The following is a 14,112-nucleotide window of genomic DNA, read 5'->3' as shown; positions in this document are numbered from 1 at the left end:
TGCCGGGCGGCGAGCGCCGTCTAGGACGCGCGGGAACGGCGCTCGGCCGGCACCGGGTCGCAGCGGCTCATCGCCCCGGTGATGGCGCCGAGCAGTCGCCACGGCCCGGGACGCGAGGCCCCGGCCGCGGACGCCACGGCCCAGGCCTCCTTGGCCTCGGCGGCGAGCAGCGTGGCCCGGGTGCAGCTCGCGGACACGACGACCGGAGCGGCGATGACCTGCTCCACCGGGTCGGACGCGAACTCCCGTCGGATGACCACGCAGGCCGTCCACCGGCCGTACTCGTCGAGGTCGCCGCCGCCGGCACTGGTCCAGCGTCCGGCGCGCACGACGTCGGCCCCGCCGACGCTGTCGCCGAGTCCGTCGGCCTCGCGGCAGTCGGTCCCCGGACGCGCGAGCACGGTCGTGACGTGCCGGGGTGCGTCACCAGCTCCGGTCGCCGCCACCGTGACCGGAGCGTCCAGCGGGACGATGCCGGGCGCCCGGACGCTGCCGACGACGGTGCGCGGCGGGCGCACCGTGATCGGGACCGCGGTGACGACCGGCGGCCGGCCGTCCAGGGTGTCGACGACGCCGCAGAGCGTGTACGTGCCGGGCTCGTCGAACTCCGCGACACCGCTGAGCTCGAACGGCCCGGCGTCGAACCACTCGTCCTCCTCGTGATCCGACCCGTCGCAGTCCGCTGAGCGACGGACCGAGCGGATCTCGACGTGGGCATCGCGATCGGCGAGCCCGGTGACGCGGACCGGGACGCCGACCTCGGCGACCGGGTCGGCTCCCGCGGTCAGCTCGATGGTCGCGGCAACCGCCGGCGACGGGATCGCAGTGGCGGCCAGGCCGAGCGCGACCGCGATGGACAGATTGCGAAGGCGGTGAGTGGTCATGCCTCCTATAGGGCGCTGCGCCGCGGACTCGCCCCTCCGACCCGCCGGCGGCCGGAGGGAGCGGTCCTGCGGACCGGCGGGCTACTGGCCCGCGGGCGGGTCCTTGCGGTAGACCGGCGGACCGTCGATCGCGGGCGGGGCCGCGGGCGCGGCGGGCGTACCGGGCGCCGCGGGCGGGACCGGCGGCGTGACGGCCTTGCTGAGCGCACCGCCGAGGTTCCCGAGCGCCTGCGTGAACTCGCTCGGGATGATGAACAGCTTGTTCGCCTCGCCCTTGGCCAGCTGCGGCAGCATCTGCAGGTACTGGTAGCTGAGCAGCGCCTCGTCCGGGGCACCTTCGTGGATCGCCCGGAAGACCGTGTCGATGGCCTTCGCCTCACCCTCGGACCGCAGAATCGCCGACTGCTTGGCACCCTCGGCGCGGAGGACTGCCGACTGCTTCTCGCCCTCGGCGGTGAGGATCTGGGACTGCTTGACGCCCTCGGCCGTGAGGATCGAGGCGCGGCGGTCGCGCTCGGCGCGCATCTGCTTCTCCATCGCCTCCTGGATCGAGGCCGGCGGGTCGACGGACTTGATCTCCACCCGGTTGATCCGGATGCCCCACTTGCCGGTCGCCTCGTCCAGCACGACGCGCAGCTGCGTGTTGATGTTGTCGCGGGAGGTGAGCGTCTCCTCCAGGGTGAGCCCGCCGATGACGTTCCGCAGGGTCGTCACGGTCAGCTGCTCGATCGCCTGCAGCGGGTTGGCGATCTCGTAGGCGGCCGACTTCGGATCGGTGATCGTGAAGTACAGGACGGTGTCGACGCCGATCGAGACGTTGTCCTGCGTGATCACCGGCTGCGGCGGGAAGGCGACCACCTGCTCGCGCAGGTCGATCAGCGGCTTCACCTTGTCGATGAACGGGACGACGATCGTCAGCCCCGGGGTGAGGGTGCGGCTGTAGCGCCCGAGGCGCTCGACCACCCCGGCACGGGCCTGCGGCACGACCCGCACCGTCCGCGAGGCGACGTAGATCACGAACAGGACGAAGACGGCGGCGGCGATGAGAGCTGCCATGTGTGGGGTTCTCCTTGGGGTGGTCGGCGGGGTGGGTGGCTAGGTCTCGGGGACGGCGACGACGGCGGTTGCGCCCTGGATCGCGACGACCTCGACGCGGGACCCGGCCGGGATCCGGGCGCCCTCGGCGGTGGCGCGGGCGGTCCACACCTCGCCGCTGAGCTTGACGGTCCCGAGGCCGCCTGCGATCTCCTCGAGAACGAGGACGCGCTGCCCGATCAGGGCGTCCATCCCGGTACGGGCCGCTGCCGGCATCTCGAGGTGCCGCTGCGCGATCGGCCGCAGGAAGACGAACAGCAGGACGGAGGCGACGACGAAGGTCGTGACCGACGCGGCGGGCGGCCCCCCGGCGCCGTCGACCGCGGCCGCGAGCAGCGCCCCGCCCGCGAACGGCGCCAGGTAGAAGCTCGTGTTCGCGACCTCCCCTGCCGCAAGGAGGAGACCGGCGATGACGAAGAGCAACCACAAGTCCATGTGGGCTGAGCGTAGCTCAGGCAACGGCACCCGTCGTCCCGTACCGGTCTCACGCCGGCCGTCCGGGAGGGTGTCAGGCGGGTGCGGGGTCCCGCGAGAGCAGCGCGGCGGCGAAGTCGTCCGCGTCGAACGGCCGCAGGTCCTCGAGCGCCTCGCCGATGCCGATCAGCTTCACGGGAATGCCCGTCTCGGCCGCGATCGCGATCGCGATGCCGCCCTTCGCGGTGCCGTCCAGCTTGGTCAGGATGATGCCGTCGACGGGCACGGCCTGGGAGAACAGCTGCGCCTGGCGCAGGCCGTTCTGGCCGGTGGTCGAGTCGACGGTCAGCAGCGTCTCGTGCGGCGCCTCGGCCAGCTGCTTGCCGATCACGCGGCGGATCTTGGAGAGCTCCTCCATGAGGTGGTCCTGGTTGTGCAGGCGGCCGGCGGTGTCGACGATGATTACGTCGGCACCCAGCTCGCGGCCGCGCTTGACCGCCTCGAACGCGACCGAGCCCGGATCGGAGCCCTCGGGGCCCTTCACGAGCTCGCAGCCCGCCCGCACCGACCACTGCTCGAGCTGCTCGACCGCCGCAGCCCGGAAGGTGTCCGCTGCGCCCAGGACGACCTTCAGCCCGAGCTCCTTCTGCAGGTGCCAGGCCAGCTTGCCGATCGTGGTGGTCTTGCCGGTGCCGTTGACGCCGACGACCATGATGACGGTCGGCCCGTGGCTGACGTCGATACGGCCGTCCCCCGTCCGCGCGAGGTCGGCGAGCAGCTCGGTCAGCCGCTGCGACAGCGCCTCGCCGCCGACGAGGCCGCCCTCGGTCGCCTCCTGCTCGAGCTGCCCGACGACCTTCGCGGTCGTGCTGGCCCCGACATCGGCCATGATCAGCGCCTCCTCCAGGCGCTCCCAGGTGTCCTCGTCGATGTCGCCCTCGAACAGGGTCGCCTGCAGCTCGGCGCCGAGCGCCTCGCGCGTCTTGGCCATGTTCTCCCGCAGCCGGCGGAAGAAGCGCTTCTTCTTCTCCGGCGCCGCGGCATCGTCGGCCGGGTCGGCGCCCGCCGCGTCGCCCGCGCCCTCCGCCGTGATGAACAGGTCGTTCCAGTCGCGCGCCATCTGTGCGCGAAGATACCCGCATGAGCGTCGCCGTCGAGTTCCGCCCCGCTGCCGTCGACCGGGAGGAGGGCGCGCTGCTCGCGCAGGCGATGGCGGACGAGATCGCCGCGATCTACGACGGCCTCGACCTGAACGGGCCCGACATGCCGAAGGCGGGCCCGGGTGAGCTCGGCCCGCCCGGCGGCGCGTTCGTCGTCGGCTGGGCCGGCGGGGAGGCCGTCTGCTGCGGTGGCCTGAAGCGCCTCCCGGACGGTGCCTGCGAGATCAAGAAGATGTACGTCGTGCCGGCCGCCCGCGGCCAGGGTGTCGCGCGGACCCTCCTCTACGCGCTCGAGGACCTGGCGCGTGGGCTCGGCTACACGGTCGCGCGGCTCGACACCGGCCCCCGGCAGCCGGGCGCGCAGCGCATCTACGAGTCCGAGGGCTACCTCCCGGTCGCGAACTTCAACGCCAACCCGGTGGCGACGTACTTCGGCGAGAAGGCGCTCTGACGCCGCCGCGCGCTGGAGCTACTTCTTCTCGCGGAAGAACGCGAACCAGATGACGACGAGCGAGATGTAGCCGAGGGCCAGGACCACGGCGACGAACACCGTCTGCCAGGTGCTGCCGGCGGCGAGCTCGAGGGTCGTCATCAGGTGGTGGTGTCGGGCAGGTGACGGCCGACGTGCCCGACGTACATGCCGCGGGGCACCTCGCCCGAGCCGTCGGCGACGTGCAGGTAGATCCGGGCGATGAAGCCGGCACCGGACCCGGACCCGAGCGCCACGTGCGGGCCGAGGTCGACGCGGTGGCCGTCGATCGTCGTGGAGTACTCGTGCGGGTGACGGGACCGCGCCGTCTCCGAGACGTCGTGCTTGTAGTTGAGGCCGCGCTCGGTCGCGGCCTGCGTGAGCGATCGACCGAAGCCGTCCGGGTCCGCGTGGAGCGCCGCAAGGTCGTCGAGGACGGCCAGGGTGCTGACGATCTCGGCGGGCCGGCGATACGGGCTGTCATCGGCAGAGGTGAACGCGTCCGGGGTGAAGCGCAGGTGGACGGCGGCGGCCGCGGCACGCTCGACGGCTTCCAGGACGGTCGCCGGCGCGGCGTCGGCCGGGGCCGTGCCGGGCGCCTTGTCCCCGTCCTCCGGCGCGAGCTCCGCCAGCAGCGTCGAGAGCCGGTTGAGGCTGCGCGCGTCCTGGACGGCCTGCTCGCGGAGCTCCTCGACCTGACGCAGCAGCTCCTCGCGGTGGGCGCGCACGGCCTCGAGCTCGTCGGTGACCGCCGCCACACGGGTGTCCGCCTGGGACGGGTCCGCGTGCGCGTCGCCGGCGTCCCGGAGCGCGACGGTGCGCTCGTGGAGCTTGTCCTCGGCCGCGCCGGCGCGGGCGTCGGCGGCGTCGAGGGCACGCTGCAGGCGATCGGCCCGCGCACGCTCCTCGTTGCGCGCGTCCTCGGCGGCCTCGCGGGCGTGCCTTGCGGTCTGTGCCTGGCGCCGCAGGTCCTCGACGCGCGCAAGCTCCTTCTCCACCTGCTTGCGGGCCGCGGCCATGTCCTTCTCCGCGGCGTCGGCGGCGCGCAGGCGTGCCAGCAGCGGCGACCCGGTGACGTGGGCGTGGCCGAGGAACTTCTCCCACGAGCCGAAGACGTCGATGACGTAGTCGGGGTGCGGCCACGGCTCCTTCTTCAGCCACTCCTGCGCCTTCGGGACCTGGCCGGTCAGCATGATCCAGCGGTACAGCTGGTAGACGTAGTCGACCTCCTCGACGAGCAACGACACCTCGCGCAGGCGGGCGTCCGGCTCGAGCGGCGGCGGGCCGTCACCGGTAGCTGTCGCGTCCTTGCCCTTGGACCCGGAGACGTCGGCGGCAGCCGGGTCGTCCGGGGTGCTCGCGCCGCCGTCGGCCGGGCTGGTGGGGACACCGGCCAGGGCCCGGATCGCGTCGTCGGGCTCGCTGCCCTTCCGGCGTCCGCGCTTGCCCATCAGGCGGGCGTCTCGACGCCGCGGCGGGCGACCGCGTCCGCCACGACCTCGCGCGGGGGCAGCTTGCGCGAGATCACCTTCGACACCCCGTCGTCGCCCATCGTCACGCCGTAGAGCGTGTCCGCGGCCTCCATGGTGCGCTTCTGGTGGGTCACGACGATGAACTGCGCGCGGCCGGAGTAGGTCTCCAGCAGGTCGAGGAAGCGCCCGATGTTGAGGTCGTCCAGCGCGGCCTCGACCTCGTCGAGGATGTAGAACGGGCACGGCTTGGCGAGGAAGACGCTGAAGAGGAAGGCGATGGCGGTCATCGACTTCTCACCGCCGGAGAGCAGCGTGAGGCGCTTCATCGCCTTGCCGGCGGGCGTGATCTCGATCTCGACGCCGACGTCGTCGTCGGGGTCGAAGCCCCCGTCGCCGTTCGCGGTGGCCTCGGCGGCAGCCGCTTCGGCGTCCGCCGCGGCCTCGGCGGCAGCATCCGGATCGACCTCGCCGGCGTCCTGGCCGCCGAGGACGGCGCGCGGTCCGGCGTCCTCGCGGACCAGGCGCAGACGGCCGCGGCCGCCGGGGAACAGCCGCTCGGACAGCTCCTCGAAGTTCTTGGCGGCGGCGGTGAACGTCTCCTCGAAAGTCACGCGGATCTGGCGATCGGTGTCCTTGATGAAGGTCCGCAGCTCGCGCAGCGCCGTCTCGAGGTCGGTGCGCTGCGTCTCGAGCTCCTCGACGTGGGTCAGCGCCTCGTCGTACTCGGCCTTGGCCAGCGGGTTGACGGGGCCGAGCTGCTCGCGGCGCTTGCGGAGCCGGTCGATGCGGACGCGGAGCTGCTCGGCGGCCTGCGGGTCGAGCGGCTCGGTCGACGGCTCGGCGGGAAGGCCGAGGGTCTCGGCCAGCTGCGTGAGCTCGGCGTCGGCCTCGGCGGCCTGGTCCCGCAGCTGCTGGGCGCGGACCTCAGCGCTGGTGAGCTTGTCCCCGGCCGCGCGCAGACGCTGCTGGATCGCGGCCTCCTCGGACGCGCAGGCGCGGAGCTCGGCGGCGACGCCCTCCCCCGCCTCGCGCTCGGCGGCGAGTGCCGCCTCCGCGACGGTGACCTGTGTGCGAAGCCCTTCGAGCGACGCCTCGAGGGCGGCGATCAGCCGCTGGCACCAGGGTCCGAGGGCGGTGTCGCGCTCGAGCTTGCCGGCCAGGAAGGTGATGCGGGTCGTGCGCTCCTCGCGCTCCCGGGAGGCGCGCTCGGCGACGCGGCGCTCGGCCGCGAGCTCGCCCAGGATCTGCGCGCGGCGGACCGCGCCGGCAGCGTCCTCGGGCGCCTTACGGCGCTGGGCCTGGAGTAGCTCGGCCTGGCGGACGTCCTCGCGAGCGGCGTTGCGGGCGCGCTCGGCCTCGCGGGCGGTGCGGTCGTGCTGCTCGCGCGTCGTGTCGGCGGCGGTCACCGCGAGCTGCGCGGCCTCGACGGCCTGCAGTGCGGTCTGCTCGGCCTTGACGGCCTCGTCGGCCTGGCCGATCAGCTGGTCGCGCTGGTTGCGCTGCGCAAGGACGCGCTCGGAACCGCCGCGCGGGGCCTGCGTGAGCTCGCGGGTGGCGCCGAGCCAGGCGCGGCCGTCGCGCGTGACCGCGATTCCGCGGAATCCGGGGACGGCGGCGACCACGGCCGCGTCGGCGACGACCCAGGCGTCGGCGAGCAGGTCGCAGGCCAGGCCGAGGGCGGGCTCGGGGCCGTCGATCAGGGCCGGGAGGTGCTCGGCGCCGTCGACCGGGGCGGCCGGTGGCGCGGACGCGGCCTCGCCGGTCGGCGCGTCGTCGCCCAGGACCAGCGCGGTGCCACCGTCCCGGCCGACCTTCTGAAGCAGGGCGTCGGCGGCGCCGAGGTCCGGCGTGATGGCGGCCGTGATGCGGGAGCCGAGGGCGGCCGACAGGGCGAGCTCGTAGCCTGCCTTGACCTGCAGCTCGTCGGCGAGAGCACGGGCACCGCCGGGAGCGCTCGTGTGCGAGCGCAGGAACTGGTTGGCCGCAGCGAGCTCGGCGCCGAGCCGGGAGGCGTTGCGGCGGGCGGCCTCGGCACTGACCTCGGCGGCCTTGCGCGCGCGGCGGGCGGTGTCGGTCGCGCCGTCGCTCTCGGCGAGGGCGGCCTTGGCCGTGGTGACGGCGGCGTCGGCCCCGGCCACCGTCGCGAGCGCGGCGACGCGTTGCTCCTCCAGGGCGGCCAGCTCGCGCTCGAGGGCCGCGGCGCGGTCCGCGTCGAGGGCGACGAGCTCGGCCTCGAGCGAGTCGATCCGCTCGAGCCCGGTGTCGTCCGGGCGGTCCTCCTCGGCCTGGGCGCGCAGCACCCCGAGCTGGCGGGTGCGCGACTCGACGCGCTCCTGCAGGGACGTCTGCGTGTCGCGCGAGCGCTCCAGGCGCAGCTCCACGCGATCCACGGCGCTGCGGGCCTGCGAGGCGCGCCGCATCAGCCGCTCCCGCAGCTCCCCGCGCTCGGCGAGGGCTCGCTCGGCGGCCTCGCGCCGGGTGGCGACGACGCCGAGCTCGCTCTGGGCCGCGTCCCGGGTCTCGCGCGCCTGCGCAGCGGCGGCCGTCGCGGTCTCGCGGTCGGCGCGCCGCGCGCGGACGGTGTCCCGGATCAGCTCCCAGCGCGCCTCGGTGGTCTGGCGCTCCAGGCGCTCGTGCAGCTCGGCGGCCTCCGCCTGGCGCTTCAGCGGCCGCAGGCGGGAGCGGGCCTCGCGCTCCACGTCGAGCGCGCGGTCGAGGTTGTCCTGCGTGCGCTCGAGCTTCAGCTGCGCGCGGCGGCGGCGCTTGCGGTGCTTGCCGAGGCCGGCGGCCTCCTCGATCAGCAGGCGCCGGTCCTTGGGCTTGGACGTGACGATGCCCTCGACCCGGCCCTGGGAGACGACCGAGTGCATCTCCTTGCCGAGGCCGGTGTCCGACAGGATCTCCAGCACGTCGACGAGCCGGCACTTGGCCCCGTTGAGGCGGTACTCGCCTTCGCCGGAGCGGTCCAGCCGCCGCAGGATCGAGATCTCGCCGAACGGCATGTCCAGCGTGGCGTCGGAGTTGTCCAGGACGATCTCGACCTCGGCCGAGCTCCGCGCCTGCACGCCGCGCCCGCCGCCGAAGATGATGTCCTGCATCGTCTGGCCGCGGACCGCGACCGGGGACTGCTCGCCCATGGCCCACAGGACGGCGTCCGTGACGTTCGACTTGCCCGAGCCGTTCGGCCCGACGACGACCGACACGCCCTCCCCGAACTCGAGGCGGGTGCGGTCGGGGAATGACTTGAAGCCCTTGAGGGTGATCGACTTCAGGTGCACGGCTCAGCCACCCTCGACGCCGTCGCCGACGACGTCCGCGTCGACGTCCATCAGCGCCAGGGCGGCGCGGGCCGCCTCCTGCTCCGCGGCCTTCTTGGAGCGGCCGCGGCCGGCCCCCATCGGGCGGTCGCCGATCGAGGCCGACACCTCGAACGTCCGCTCGTGCGGCGGGCCCTCCTCCGCGGTCACCGCGTAGGTGATGACCTCGCCGCGCTGCGCCAGGCGCTCCTGCAGCGTGGACTTGAAGTCGATCGGGTGATCGAGCGCCTCGGTGATCTCCGGCTCGAAGGCCTCGACGACCGCGGCCGCCGTGATCTCGTAGCCGTTGTGCAGGTAGATCGCGCCGATGACGGCCTCGACGATGGAGGCGAGGACGCGCTCGGTCTCCTTCAGGCCGTCGGCGCTCATGCCCTCGGGCGCGGCGGCCGTCAGCCGGCGCGGGACCTCGAGGCGCTCGGCGACCCCGCGGCAGGCGACGCCGGACACCGTCTGCGCGCGGATCTTGGTCAGCCTGCCGGCGCCGTAGCGCTCGGCCTCCAAGCGCGGGTACAGGTGCGAGGTGATCGCGAGCCCCAGGACGCTGTCCCCCAGGAACGCCAGCCGCGCGTACGAGTCCGAGCGGCGGTCGGTCCACGAGGCGTGCGTGAAGACCTGCCGACTGAGGTCCGCGGGCAGCGAGTCCAGGAGTGTGACGAGCTGGCGCAGCGGGCGGGCCTAGGACGCCGCGGGGGCGTGCTCGAGGACGAAGTCGATCGCCTGCGCGACCGACAGGATGCGGGCCGCCTGCTCGTCGCTCATCGTGATCCCGTACGAGTCCTCGAGCTCCTGCACGAGCGTGTAGAGGTCGAGCGAGTCGGCCTCGAGGTCCTCCTTGAAGCGCGTGCTCTCGTCGATCGCCGAGGGGTCGGCGTCGAGCTCGTCGGCAAGGTGGGACTGGATCAGCGCGAAGACGGACTCACGGGTCATGACGCGGACACGCTAGAGGCTTCTCCGGACGCAGGCGAGGCCGGCGACGTTTCCCCTGCAGGCGAGCGTTTCAGCGCCCCGGCGGCGTCGAGCGCGGCGTGGGTCGTGCCGACGAGGTCGGCCGAGACGCCGCGCGCCGCCAGCAGGATCGCCTGTGAGAAGCCGTACCGCGTGAAGCGCCCGTGCGGGACGACGCCGAGCCGGCGCAGGCCGAGCAGGTAGGCGCCGCCCGGGCCCTCCGGGTCGAGCTCGTCGCGCAGTCCGCCGAGCGCGGGCTTGAGCAACAGGCCGCCGGCCTTCGCGCGCGGCGAGGACAGCGCCGCGTCCTTGACCGCGCCCAGCAGCACCTTCGACACGCCCTCCATCAGCTTCAGCGCGACGTTGCCGGTGAAGCCGTCGGTGACGACGACGTCGAGCTCGCCGCTCGTGATGTCCCCACCTTCGACGTTGCCGACGAAGGTCAGCACGCTGCTGTCGTACGACCGCTCGGCCAGCGCGGTATAGGCGGCGATGACGGTGTCGGTGCCGCGGGTCGCCTCGGTGCCGTTGGAGAGCAGCCCGACCCGGGGCTTGTCGACGCCGAGCACGGCGCTGGCGAGCACGGCACCCATGAAGGCGAACTGGACGAGGTGCTCGGGGCGAACCTCCGCGTTGGCGCCCACGTCGAGCAGCGTCACCGGATGGCCGGGCACCGGGACGGGGATCGCCAGCGCGGGCCGGTAGATGCCGCGGCCGCGTTTGATGTTGAAGAGGCCGGCGGCGAGAGCGGCGCCGGTCGACCCGCCGCTGACGAGCGCGTCGGCCTCGCCGTCCGCCACGGCGCGGGCGGCACGGACGATCGAGGCGTCCTTGGTGGACCGGGCCGCGCGGGCCGGGTCCGGGTCCTTCGCGATCGACACGGGGGCGTCGACGACGGTGACGCCGTCGGGGACCTCGCCGATCTGGTCGGCCGGGCCGAAGAGGAGGACCTTCACGCCGCGCGCTGCCGCGATGGCGGCGCCCGCGGCGACCTCGGCGGGACCGAGGTCCGCGCCGTTGGCGTCCACTGCGATGGTGACGTCAGCCATGACGATCGAGGTCAGTGGCGCGCCAAGGCCGGTCAGGGGCGCTCGGGAGCGCCGCCGTGGACCAGGCCGGAGAGGCTAGTGGTCGTGGTCGTGTCCGTGGTCCGGAGCGACGATGGTCTTGCCACCGTAGGTCCCGCAGTTGGGGCACACGCGATGCGGGCGACGAGGGGTGTGGCACTGGGGGCACGAGTTGTACGTCGGCGCGCTCAGCTTGTGCTGCGAGCGGCGCTTGGTGGTGCGCGAGTGCGACTGCTTCTGCTTAGGGACGGCCATGGCGAGGACCCAGAATAGGGAATCGCGGGCGTGCTTGACTTGCGGCATGGCCGACGACCTGATCGTACGCCCGCTCCTGCCTGAGGACGTGGACGCCGCCGAGGCGGCTGCGTGGGCGGCGCTGTCCCCGCTGTGGCCCGAGGAGTTCCGCCCGGTGAACGACGCGGTCCGCGTGGCGCGGGGGCGCGCGCGGGTGGCGCACCTGCAGCAGACCGACCCGGGCGGCTGCTGGGTCGGGGAGCTCGACGGGAAGATCGTGGCGACGGCGCTGGCGCTGATCCGCGAGGACGTCTGGGGCTTCTCGCTGTTCGGCGTGGACCCCGAGCACCACGGGAAGGGCATCGGCAGCCGCGTCTACGCCCCGTCGCTGGCCTACGGGGACGGGACACGGGCCGGGATCATCCTGTCGAGTGAGCACCCGGCGGCCACGCGGAGGTACTTCCTGTCCGGCTTCCGGCTGCTGCCGTGCGTGTCCACCGCGGGGGTGCTGGACCGCCGCGGGTTGCCGGCGGGCTTGCGGTCCCGGCCGGGCGACCGCCTCGACGAGGCCGACCTGGCGACCTGCGCCGCCGCGTCCCGCTTCGTCCGGGGCGCCTCGCACGAGCGCGACCTCGAGCTGTGCGAGGCCGCCGGCGGCGAGCTGCTGGTCTACCCGGGGCGCGGGTTCGCCTTCCACCGCGAGGGCTCGCCGTTCCTGCTCGCGGCGTTGGACGACGAGGCCGCGACGGATCTGCTGTGGTCCTGCTTCGCGGCCGCCCCGCCCGGCGGCTCGGTGCACGTCGACTTCATCTCCGCGGGGAACGACTGGGCGCTGGCGGTGTCGCTGCGCTGCCGCCTGCCGATCAGCGCGGACGGGCCGATCTTCGTGCGCGGTGACCTCGGTCCGCTGGCCCCCTACCTGCCGTCCGGCGCCTACCTCTGACCCCACCCGCGCCGGGGGTTGTCAGTCGAAGGTGATCTCGCGCAGGGCGTTCCAGCGCGGGTCCGGGCCGCGCTCGTGCTCGTGCTCCGGGTGCTCGTTGAGGTTCACGCCGCAGTCGGCGCACAGCCCGGCGCAGTCGGGGCGGCAGATGACCTGAGCCGGAAGGGCGAGCGCGAAGGCGTCGCGGACCCAGGCGCGCAGGTCGATGACGTCCTCGTCGACGTAGGGGCTCGTGAGCTCCTCGCCGCCGCCCGGCGCGTCGACCTCGCGGGTGTCGACCGACGTGGACGGGGACGCGGCTTCCAGGCAGCGCATGCACGGGCCCTTGAGCGCAGCCGAGAAGCGCAGGCGCAGGGCCCATCCGCCGCCGGTCATGCGCGACAGGTCGATGGCCACGGGGATCAGCGACGGCTCGGCGAGGTAGGTGTCCTCGCCGAAGGTCAGGTCGGCCAGGCTGACGTCGCGCTCCAGGCGCCGTCCCTCGCCCGGGAGGAGCTTCAGCGGCGCCAGATCCAGGGTGTCGGTGCTCGAGGGCATCCGGTCAGTCTAGGGGCCTGTTCTGGGGACGCGGCCCCGGGTCAGGGATCGGGCAGGACGAGCCCGCGCGGCAGCTCGCCGCGGTCGGTCAGGGCGTGGATGTCGCCGGCCCGGCGCGGGTCGAGGAACACGTGGCGCTGGCCCACGCTCGGCTTCTCGAGCAGGAGGCCGGCGGCGAGCAGGGCCTCCCCCACCGCGGCGGCGAGCGCGCGGTCGCTCGGGGCGAAGCCGCGCGCCAGGTGGGCGAACTCGGTGTGGTAACCGCCCCACTTCCCCATTCCGGCGAGCCGCTGCAGGATGCGCCGGGCCGCGCGCCGGGCGGGGTCCGGATCGTCGTGCGGGCGGCTCGCGCCAGGCTGGACGGACACCTCCAGCAGCTGCAGGACCGTGTCCTCGAGCGCGTGCACGGACTCGGGGTCGGCGGGGCGACCGCCCTGCCGCGCCACTTCCGCCGCGACGAGCAGGGGGTGGCCGGCGCCGATCGGCGGGCGCAGGTCGGTGGCGTCGTCGAGGACGGCGGCCGGCGCCGCGAGCGCGCGGGCACGGAGCCGGTCGATCGGCTCGGCGTGGTCCTCGAAGGCGAGCGCCGCGAGTTCGGCGTCGCTGTCGCCGGCGAGGGCGAGGACCAGCGCGTCACCGAGCCGTCCGGCCTGGACCGGGCCGGTGGCGCCGGTCTCCACGAGGGCGCCGACGGTCGCGGCGGCCAGGAGCCACGCGCGCTCGCTGATCGCGTCGGGGTCAGCCCGCAGCTGGGGGGCGACGGGCAGGACGGCCCGGAGGCCGGCGGGCGCGTCGTCCACTGCGGGCAGCGCGGTGATGACGACGGTCACCGGCAAGCCGTACCCGGAGCGCGCGAGCTGGAGCTCGGACGCGCCGCTGCGGAGCGCACCGGCGAGCAGCAGCCGGAGCTGCGCCGCGCGCTCGCGAGGGGCGCTCATGCCGCCGGCGTCCTGCAGCGCGGCGGCCAAGTCGTCCATCGGTTCAACGTAGCGGGGTACCGTCATGGTCGTGTCCGAGTGGTTTCAGACGTACGACTTCCGCGTGGTGGGTGACGGCCTGGTGAGCGGTGCCCAGCCCTCCGACGGGGCCGACGTGGAGCAGCTCGTGCGGGAGGCCGGTGTCACGCGGGTCGTCAACCTGTGCCAGGACGCGGAGTACGCGCCGGGCGAGCGTGAAGCCGTGCTGGCGGCGTACGCGCGGCTCGGGGTCGGCGAGCACCGGATCGACCTGATCGACTTCGGCCATGTCACCGCGGACGCGCTGGACGAGGCGGTCGCCGTGGCCGTCCCGTGGCTGCGCGACGGGGAGACGGTGTACGTGCATTGCCGCGCGGGGTGGCAGCGGTCGGCGACCGTGGCGTCCGGGATCCTGGCGGTCCACCTCGGCGTCGGCGTCGACGAGGCGCTGCACCGGATCCAGGTGCGCAAGCCGAGCGCTCAGCCGCTGCACCACCAGCTGGAGGGCCTGCATCGCTGGTGGCTTGATCGGGACCCCGGGCGGTCTGGGGCGTGAACGGCTCGTAGGTCCGGCGGGCGCGGGGCGGGAACGGCCCCGGGGGCTCGGCGCGCGCCGGAT

General features: G+C 74.1%; 16 protein-coding genes. 3 read left to right on the top strand and 13 right to left on the bottom strand.

All coding sequences use genetic code 11. From position 1 onward, the window contains the following. Nucleotides 1-20: 20 nt before the first annotated feature. From DSM112329_RS11260 to ftsY, 4 genes are all read right to left on the bottom strand, one after another. Nucleotides 21-884: a hypothetical protein gene (locus DSM112329_RS11260; protein ID WP_354701912.1), complete on the bottom strand. Its 864-nt coding sequence runs from the start codon at nt 882-884 to the stop codon at nt 21-23. Between the two features lie 81 nt (nt 885-965). Then, complete coding sequence (locus DSM112329_RS11255) at nt 966-1,940, bottom strand: SPFH domain-containing protein (protein ID WP_354701911.1); 975 nt, start codon at nt 1,938-1,940, stop codon at nt 966-968. 39 nt (nt 1,941-1,979) lie between these two features. After that, on the bottom strand, nt 1,980-2,414 hold the full coding sequence (locus DSM112329_RS11250) for an NfeD family protein (protein ID WP_354701910.1): 435 nt from the start codon (nt 2,412-2,414) through the stop codon (nt 1,980-1,982). Nucleotides 2,415-2,487: 73 nt separating this feature from the next. Further along, a complete protein-coding gene (ftsY, locus tag DSM112329_RS11245) occupies nt 2,488-3,513 on the bottom strand; it encodes a signal recognition particle-docking protein FtsY (RefSeq protein WP_354701909.1) in 1,026 nt (341 codons plus the stop codon). A 20-nt stretch (nt 3,514-3,533) separates the two neighbouring features. On the opposite strand from ftsY, the gene DSM112329_RS11240 reads away from it, so the two are divergent. Next, nucleotides 3,534-4,004 (top strand): GNAT family N-acetyltransferase, encoded by a 471-nt coding sequence (locus DSM112329_RS11240; RefSeq protein WP_354701908.1) that lies wholly within the window; start codon nt 3,534-3,536, stop codon nt 4,002-4,004. Nucleotides 4,005-4,022: 18 nt separating this feature from the next. Here the strand turns inward: DSM112329_RS11240 and DSM112329_RS11235 are convergent, their stop codons facing one another. The 7 genes from DSM112329_RS11235 to rpmF form a co-directional block, all read right to left on the bottom strand. After that, nucleotides 4,023-4,145 carry a hypothetical protein gene (locus DSM112329_RS11235; RefSeq protein ID WP_354701907.1) on the bottom strand — a complete coding sequence of 41 codons (123 nt, stop codon included), beginning with the start codon at nt 4,143-4,145 and terminating at the stop codon, nt 4,023-4,025. Beyond that, nucleotides 4,145-5,473 (bottom strand): hypothetical protein, encoded by a 1,329-nt coding sequence (locus DSM112329_RS11230; RefSeq protein WP_354701906.1) that lies wholly within the window; start codon nt 5,471-5,473, stop codon nt 4,145-4,147. Before DSM112329_RS11230 ends, DSM112329_RS11235 begins: the two co-directional genes overlap by 1 nt. Further along, nucleotides 5,473-8,772: an AAA family ATPase gene (locus DSM112329_RS11225; protein WP_354701905.1), complete on the bottom strand. Its 3,300-nt coding sequence runs from the start codon at nt 8,770-8,772 to the stop codon at nt 5,473-5,475. The genes DSM112329_RS11230 and DSM112329_RS11225 overlap by 1 nt, the downstream gene beginning before the upstream one ends. A 3-nt stretch (nt 8,773-8,775) precedes the next feature. Next, the gene (locus DSM112329_RS11220; protein WP_354702473.1) at nt 8,776-9,447 is read right to left on the bottom strand and encodes a ribonuclease III domain-containing protein; all 672 of its coding nucleotides are present in this window, start codon (nt 9,445-9,447) and stop codon (nt 8,776-8,778) included. Nucleotides 9,448-9,486: 39 nt separating this feature from the next. Beyond that, nucleotides 9,487-9,738, bottom strand: coding sequence for an acyl carrier protein (locus tag DSM112329_RS11215; RefSeq protein ID WP_354701904.1), 252 nt, complete (start codon nt 9,736-9,738; stop codon nt 9,487-9,489). Further along, complete coding sequence (plsX, locus tag DSM112329_RS11210) at nt 9,735-10,805, bottom strand: phosphate acyltransferase PlsX (RefSeq protein WP_354701903.1); 1,071 nt, start codon at nt 10,803-10,805, stop codon at nt 9,735-9,737. Before plsX ends, DSM112329_RS11215 begins: the two co-directional genes overlap by 4 nt. A gap of 75 nt (nt 10,806-10,880) precedes the next feature. Further along, entirely contained in the window at nt 10,881-11,078 is a 198-nt protein-coding gene (gene rpmF, locus DSM112329_RS11205) for a 50S ribosomal protein L32 (RefSeq protein ID WP_354702472.1), read from the bottom strand. Between the two features lie 46 nt (nt 11,079-11,124). Between rpmF and DSM112329_RS11200 the strand changes: the two genes are divergently transcribed. After that, nucleotides 11,125-12,000: a GNAT family N-acetyltransferase gene (locus DSM112329_RS11200; RefSeq protein WP_354701902.1), complete on the top strand. Its 876-nt coding sequence runs from the start codon at nt 11,125-11,127 to the stop codon at nt 11,998-12,000. A gap of 21 nt (nt 12,001-12,021) precedes the next feature. Here the strand turns inward: DSM112329_RS11200 and DSM112329_RS11195 are convergent, their stop codons facing one another. Together DSM112329_RS11195 and DSM112329_RS11190 are read right to left on the bottom strand one after the other, a co-directional pair. Continuing rightward, complete coding sequence (locus DSM112329_RS11195; RefSeq protein ID WP_354701901.1) at nt 12,022-12,537, bottom strand: DUF177 domain-containing protein; 516 nt, start codon at nt 12,535-12,537, stop codon at nt 12,022-12,024. A 41-nt stretch (nt 12,538-12,578) separates the two neighbouring features. Continuing rightward, the gene (locus DSM112329_RS11190; RefSeq protein WP_354701900.1) at nt 12,579-13,514 is read right to left on the bottom strand and encodes a hypothetical protein; all 936 of its coding nucleotides are present in this window, start codon (nt 13,512-13,514) and stop codon (nt 12,579-12,581) included. Between the two features lie 31 nt (nt 13,515-13,545). Between DSM112329_RS11190 and DSM112329_RS11185 the strand changes: the two genes are divergently transcribed. Further along, nucleotides 13,546-14,049, top strand: coding sequence for a hypothetical protein (locus DSM112329_RS11185; RefSeq protein ID WP_354701899.1), 504 nt, complete (start codon nt 13,546-13,548; stop codon nt 14,047-14,049). The last annotated feature ends 63 nt before the right edge of the window (nt 14,050-14,112 follow it).

It is taken from the genome of Paraconexibacter sp. AEG42_29, from assembly GCF_040581415.1.
In the GTDB taxonomy this organism is placed as follows: Bacteria; Actinomycetota; Thermoleophilia; order Solirubrobacterales; family Solirubrobacteraceae; genus Paraconexibacter.
This window is presented reverse-complemented; position numbering and strand designations above follow the sequence as displayed.

Coding starts and splice junctions, on each gene's coding strand:
- DSM112329_RS11255 (WP_354701911.1), bottom strand. CDS start 1,940: ATGGCAGCTCTCATCGCCGCCGCCGTCTTCGTCCTGTTCGTGATCTAC.
- DSM112329_RS11230 (WP_354701906.1), bottom strand. CDS start 5,473: ATGGGCAAGCGCGGACGCCGGAAGGGCAGCGAGCCCGACGACGCGATC.
- DSM112329_RS11190 (WP_354701900.1), bottom strand. CDS start 13,514: ATGGACGACTTGGCCGCCGCGCTGCAGGACGCCGGCGGCATGAGCGCC.
- DSM112329_RS11240 (WP_354701908.1), top strand. CDS start 3,534: ATGAGCGTCGCCGTCGAGTTCCGCCCCGCTGCCGTCGACCGGGAGGAG.
- DSM112329_RS11260 (WP_354701912.1), bottom strand. CDS start 884: ATGACCACTCACCGCCTTCGCAATCTGTCCATCGCGGTCGCGCTCGGC.
- DSM112329_RS11250 (WP_354701910.1), bottom strand. CDS start 2,414: ATGGACTTGTGGTTGCTCTTCGTCATCGCCGGTCTCCTCCTTGCGGCA.
- ftsY (WP_354701909.1), bottom strand. CDS start 3,513: ATGGCGCGCGACTGGAACGACCTGTTCATCACGGCGGAGGGCGCGGGC.
- plsX (WP_354701903.1), bottom strand. CDS start 10,805: ATGGCTGACGTCACCATCGCAGTGGACGCCAACGGCGCGGACCTCGGT.
- DSM112329_RS11215 (WP_354701904.1), bottom strand. CDS start 9,738: ATGACCCGTGAGTCCGTCTTCGCGCTGATCCAGTCCCACCTTGCCGAC.
- DSM112329_RS11235 (WP_354701907.1), bottom strand. CDS start 4,145: ATGACGACCCTCGAGCTCGCCGCCGGCAGCACCTGGCAGACGGTGTTC.
- rpmF (WP_354702472.1), bottom strand. CDS start 11,078: ATGGCCGTCCCTAAGCAGAAGCAGTCGCACTCGCGCACCACCAAGCGC.
- DSM112329_RS11200 (WP_354701902.1), top strand. CDS start 11,125: ATGGCCGACGACCTGATCGTACGCCCGCTCCTGCCTGAGGACGTGGAC.
- DSM112329_RS11195 (WP_354701901.1), bottom strand. CDS start 12,537: ATGCCCTCGAGCACCGACACCCTGGATCTGGCGCCGCTGAAGCTCCTC.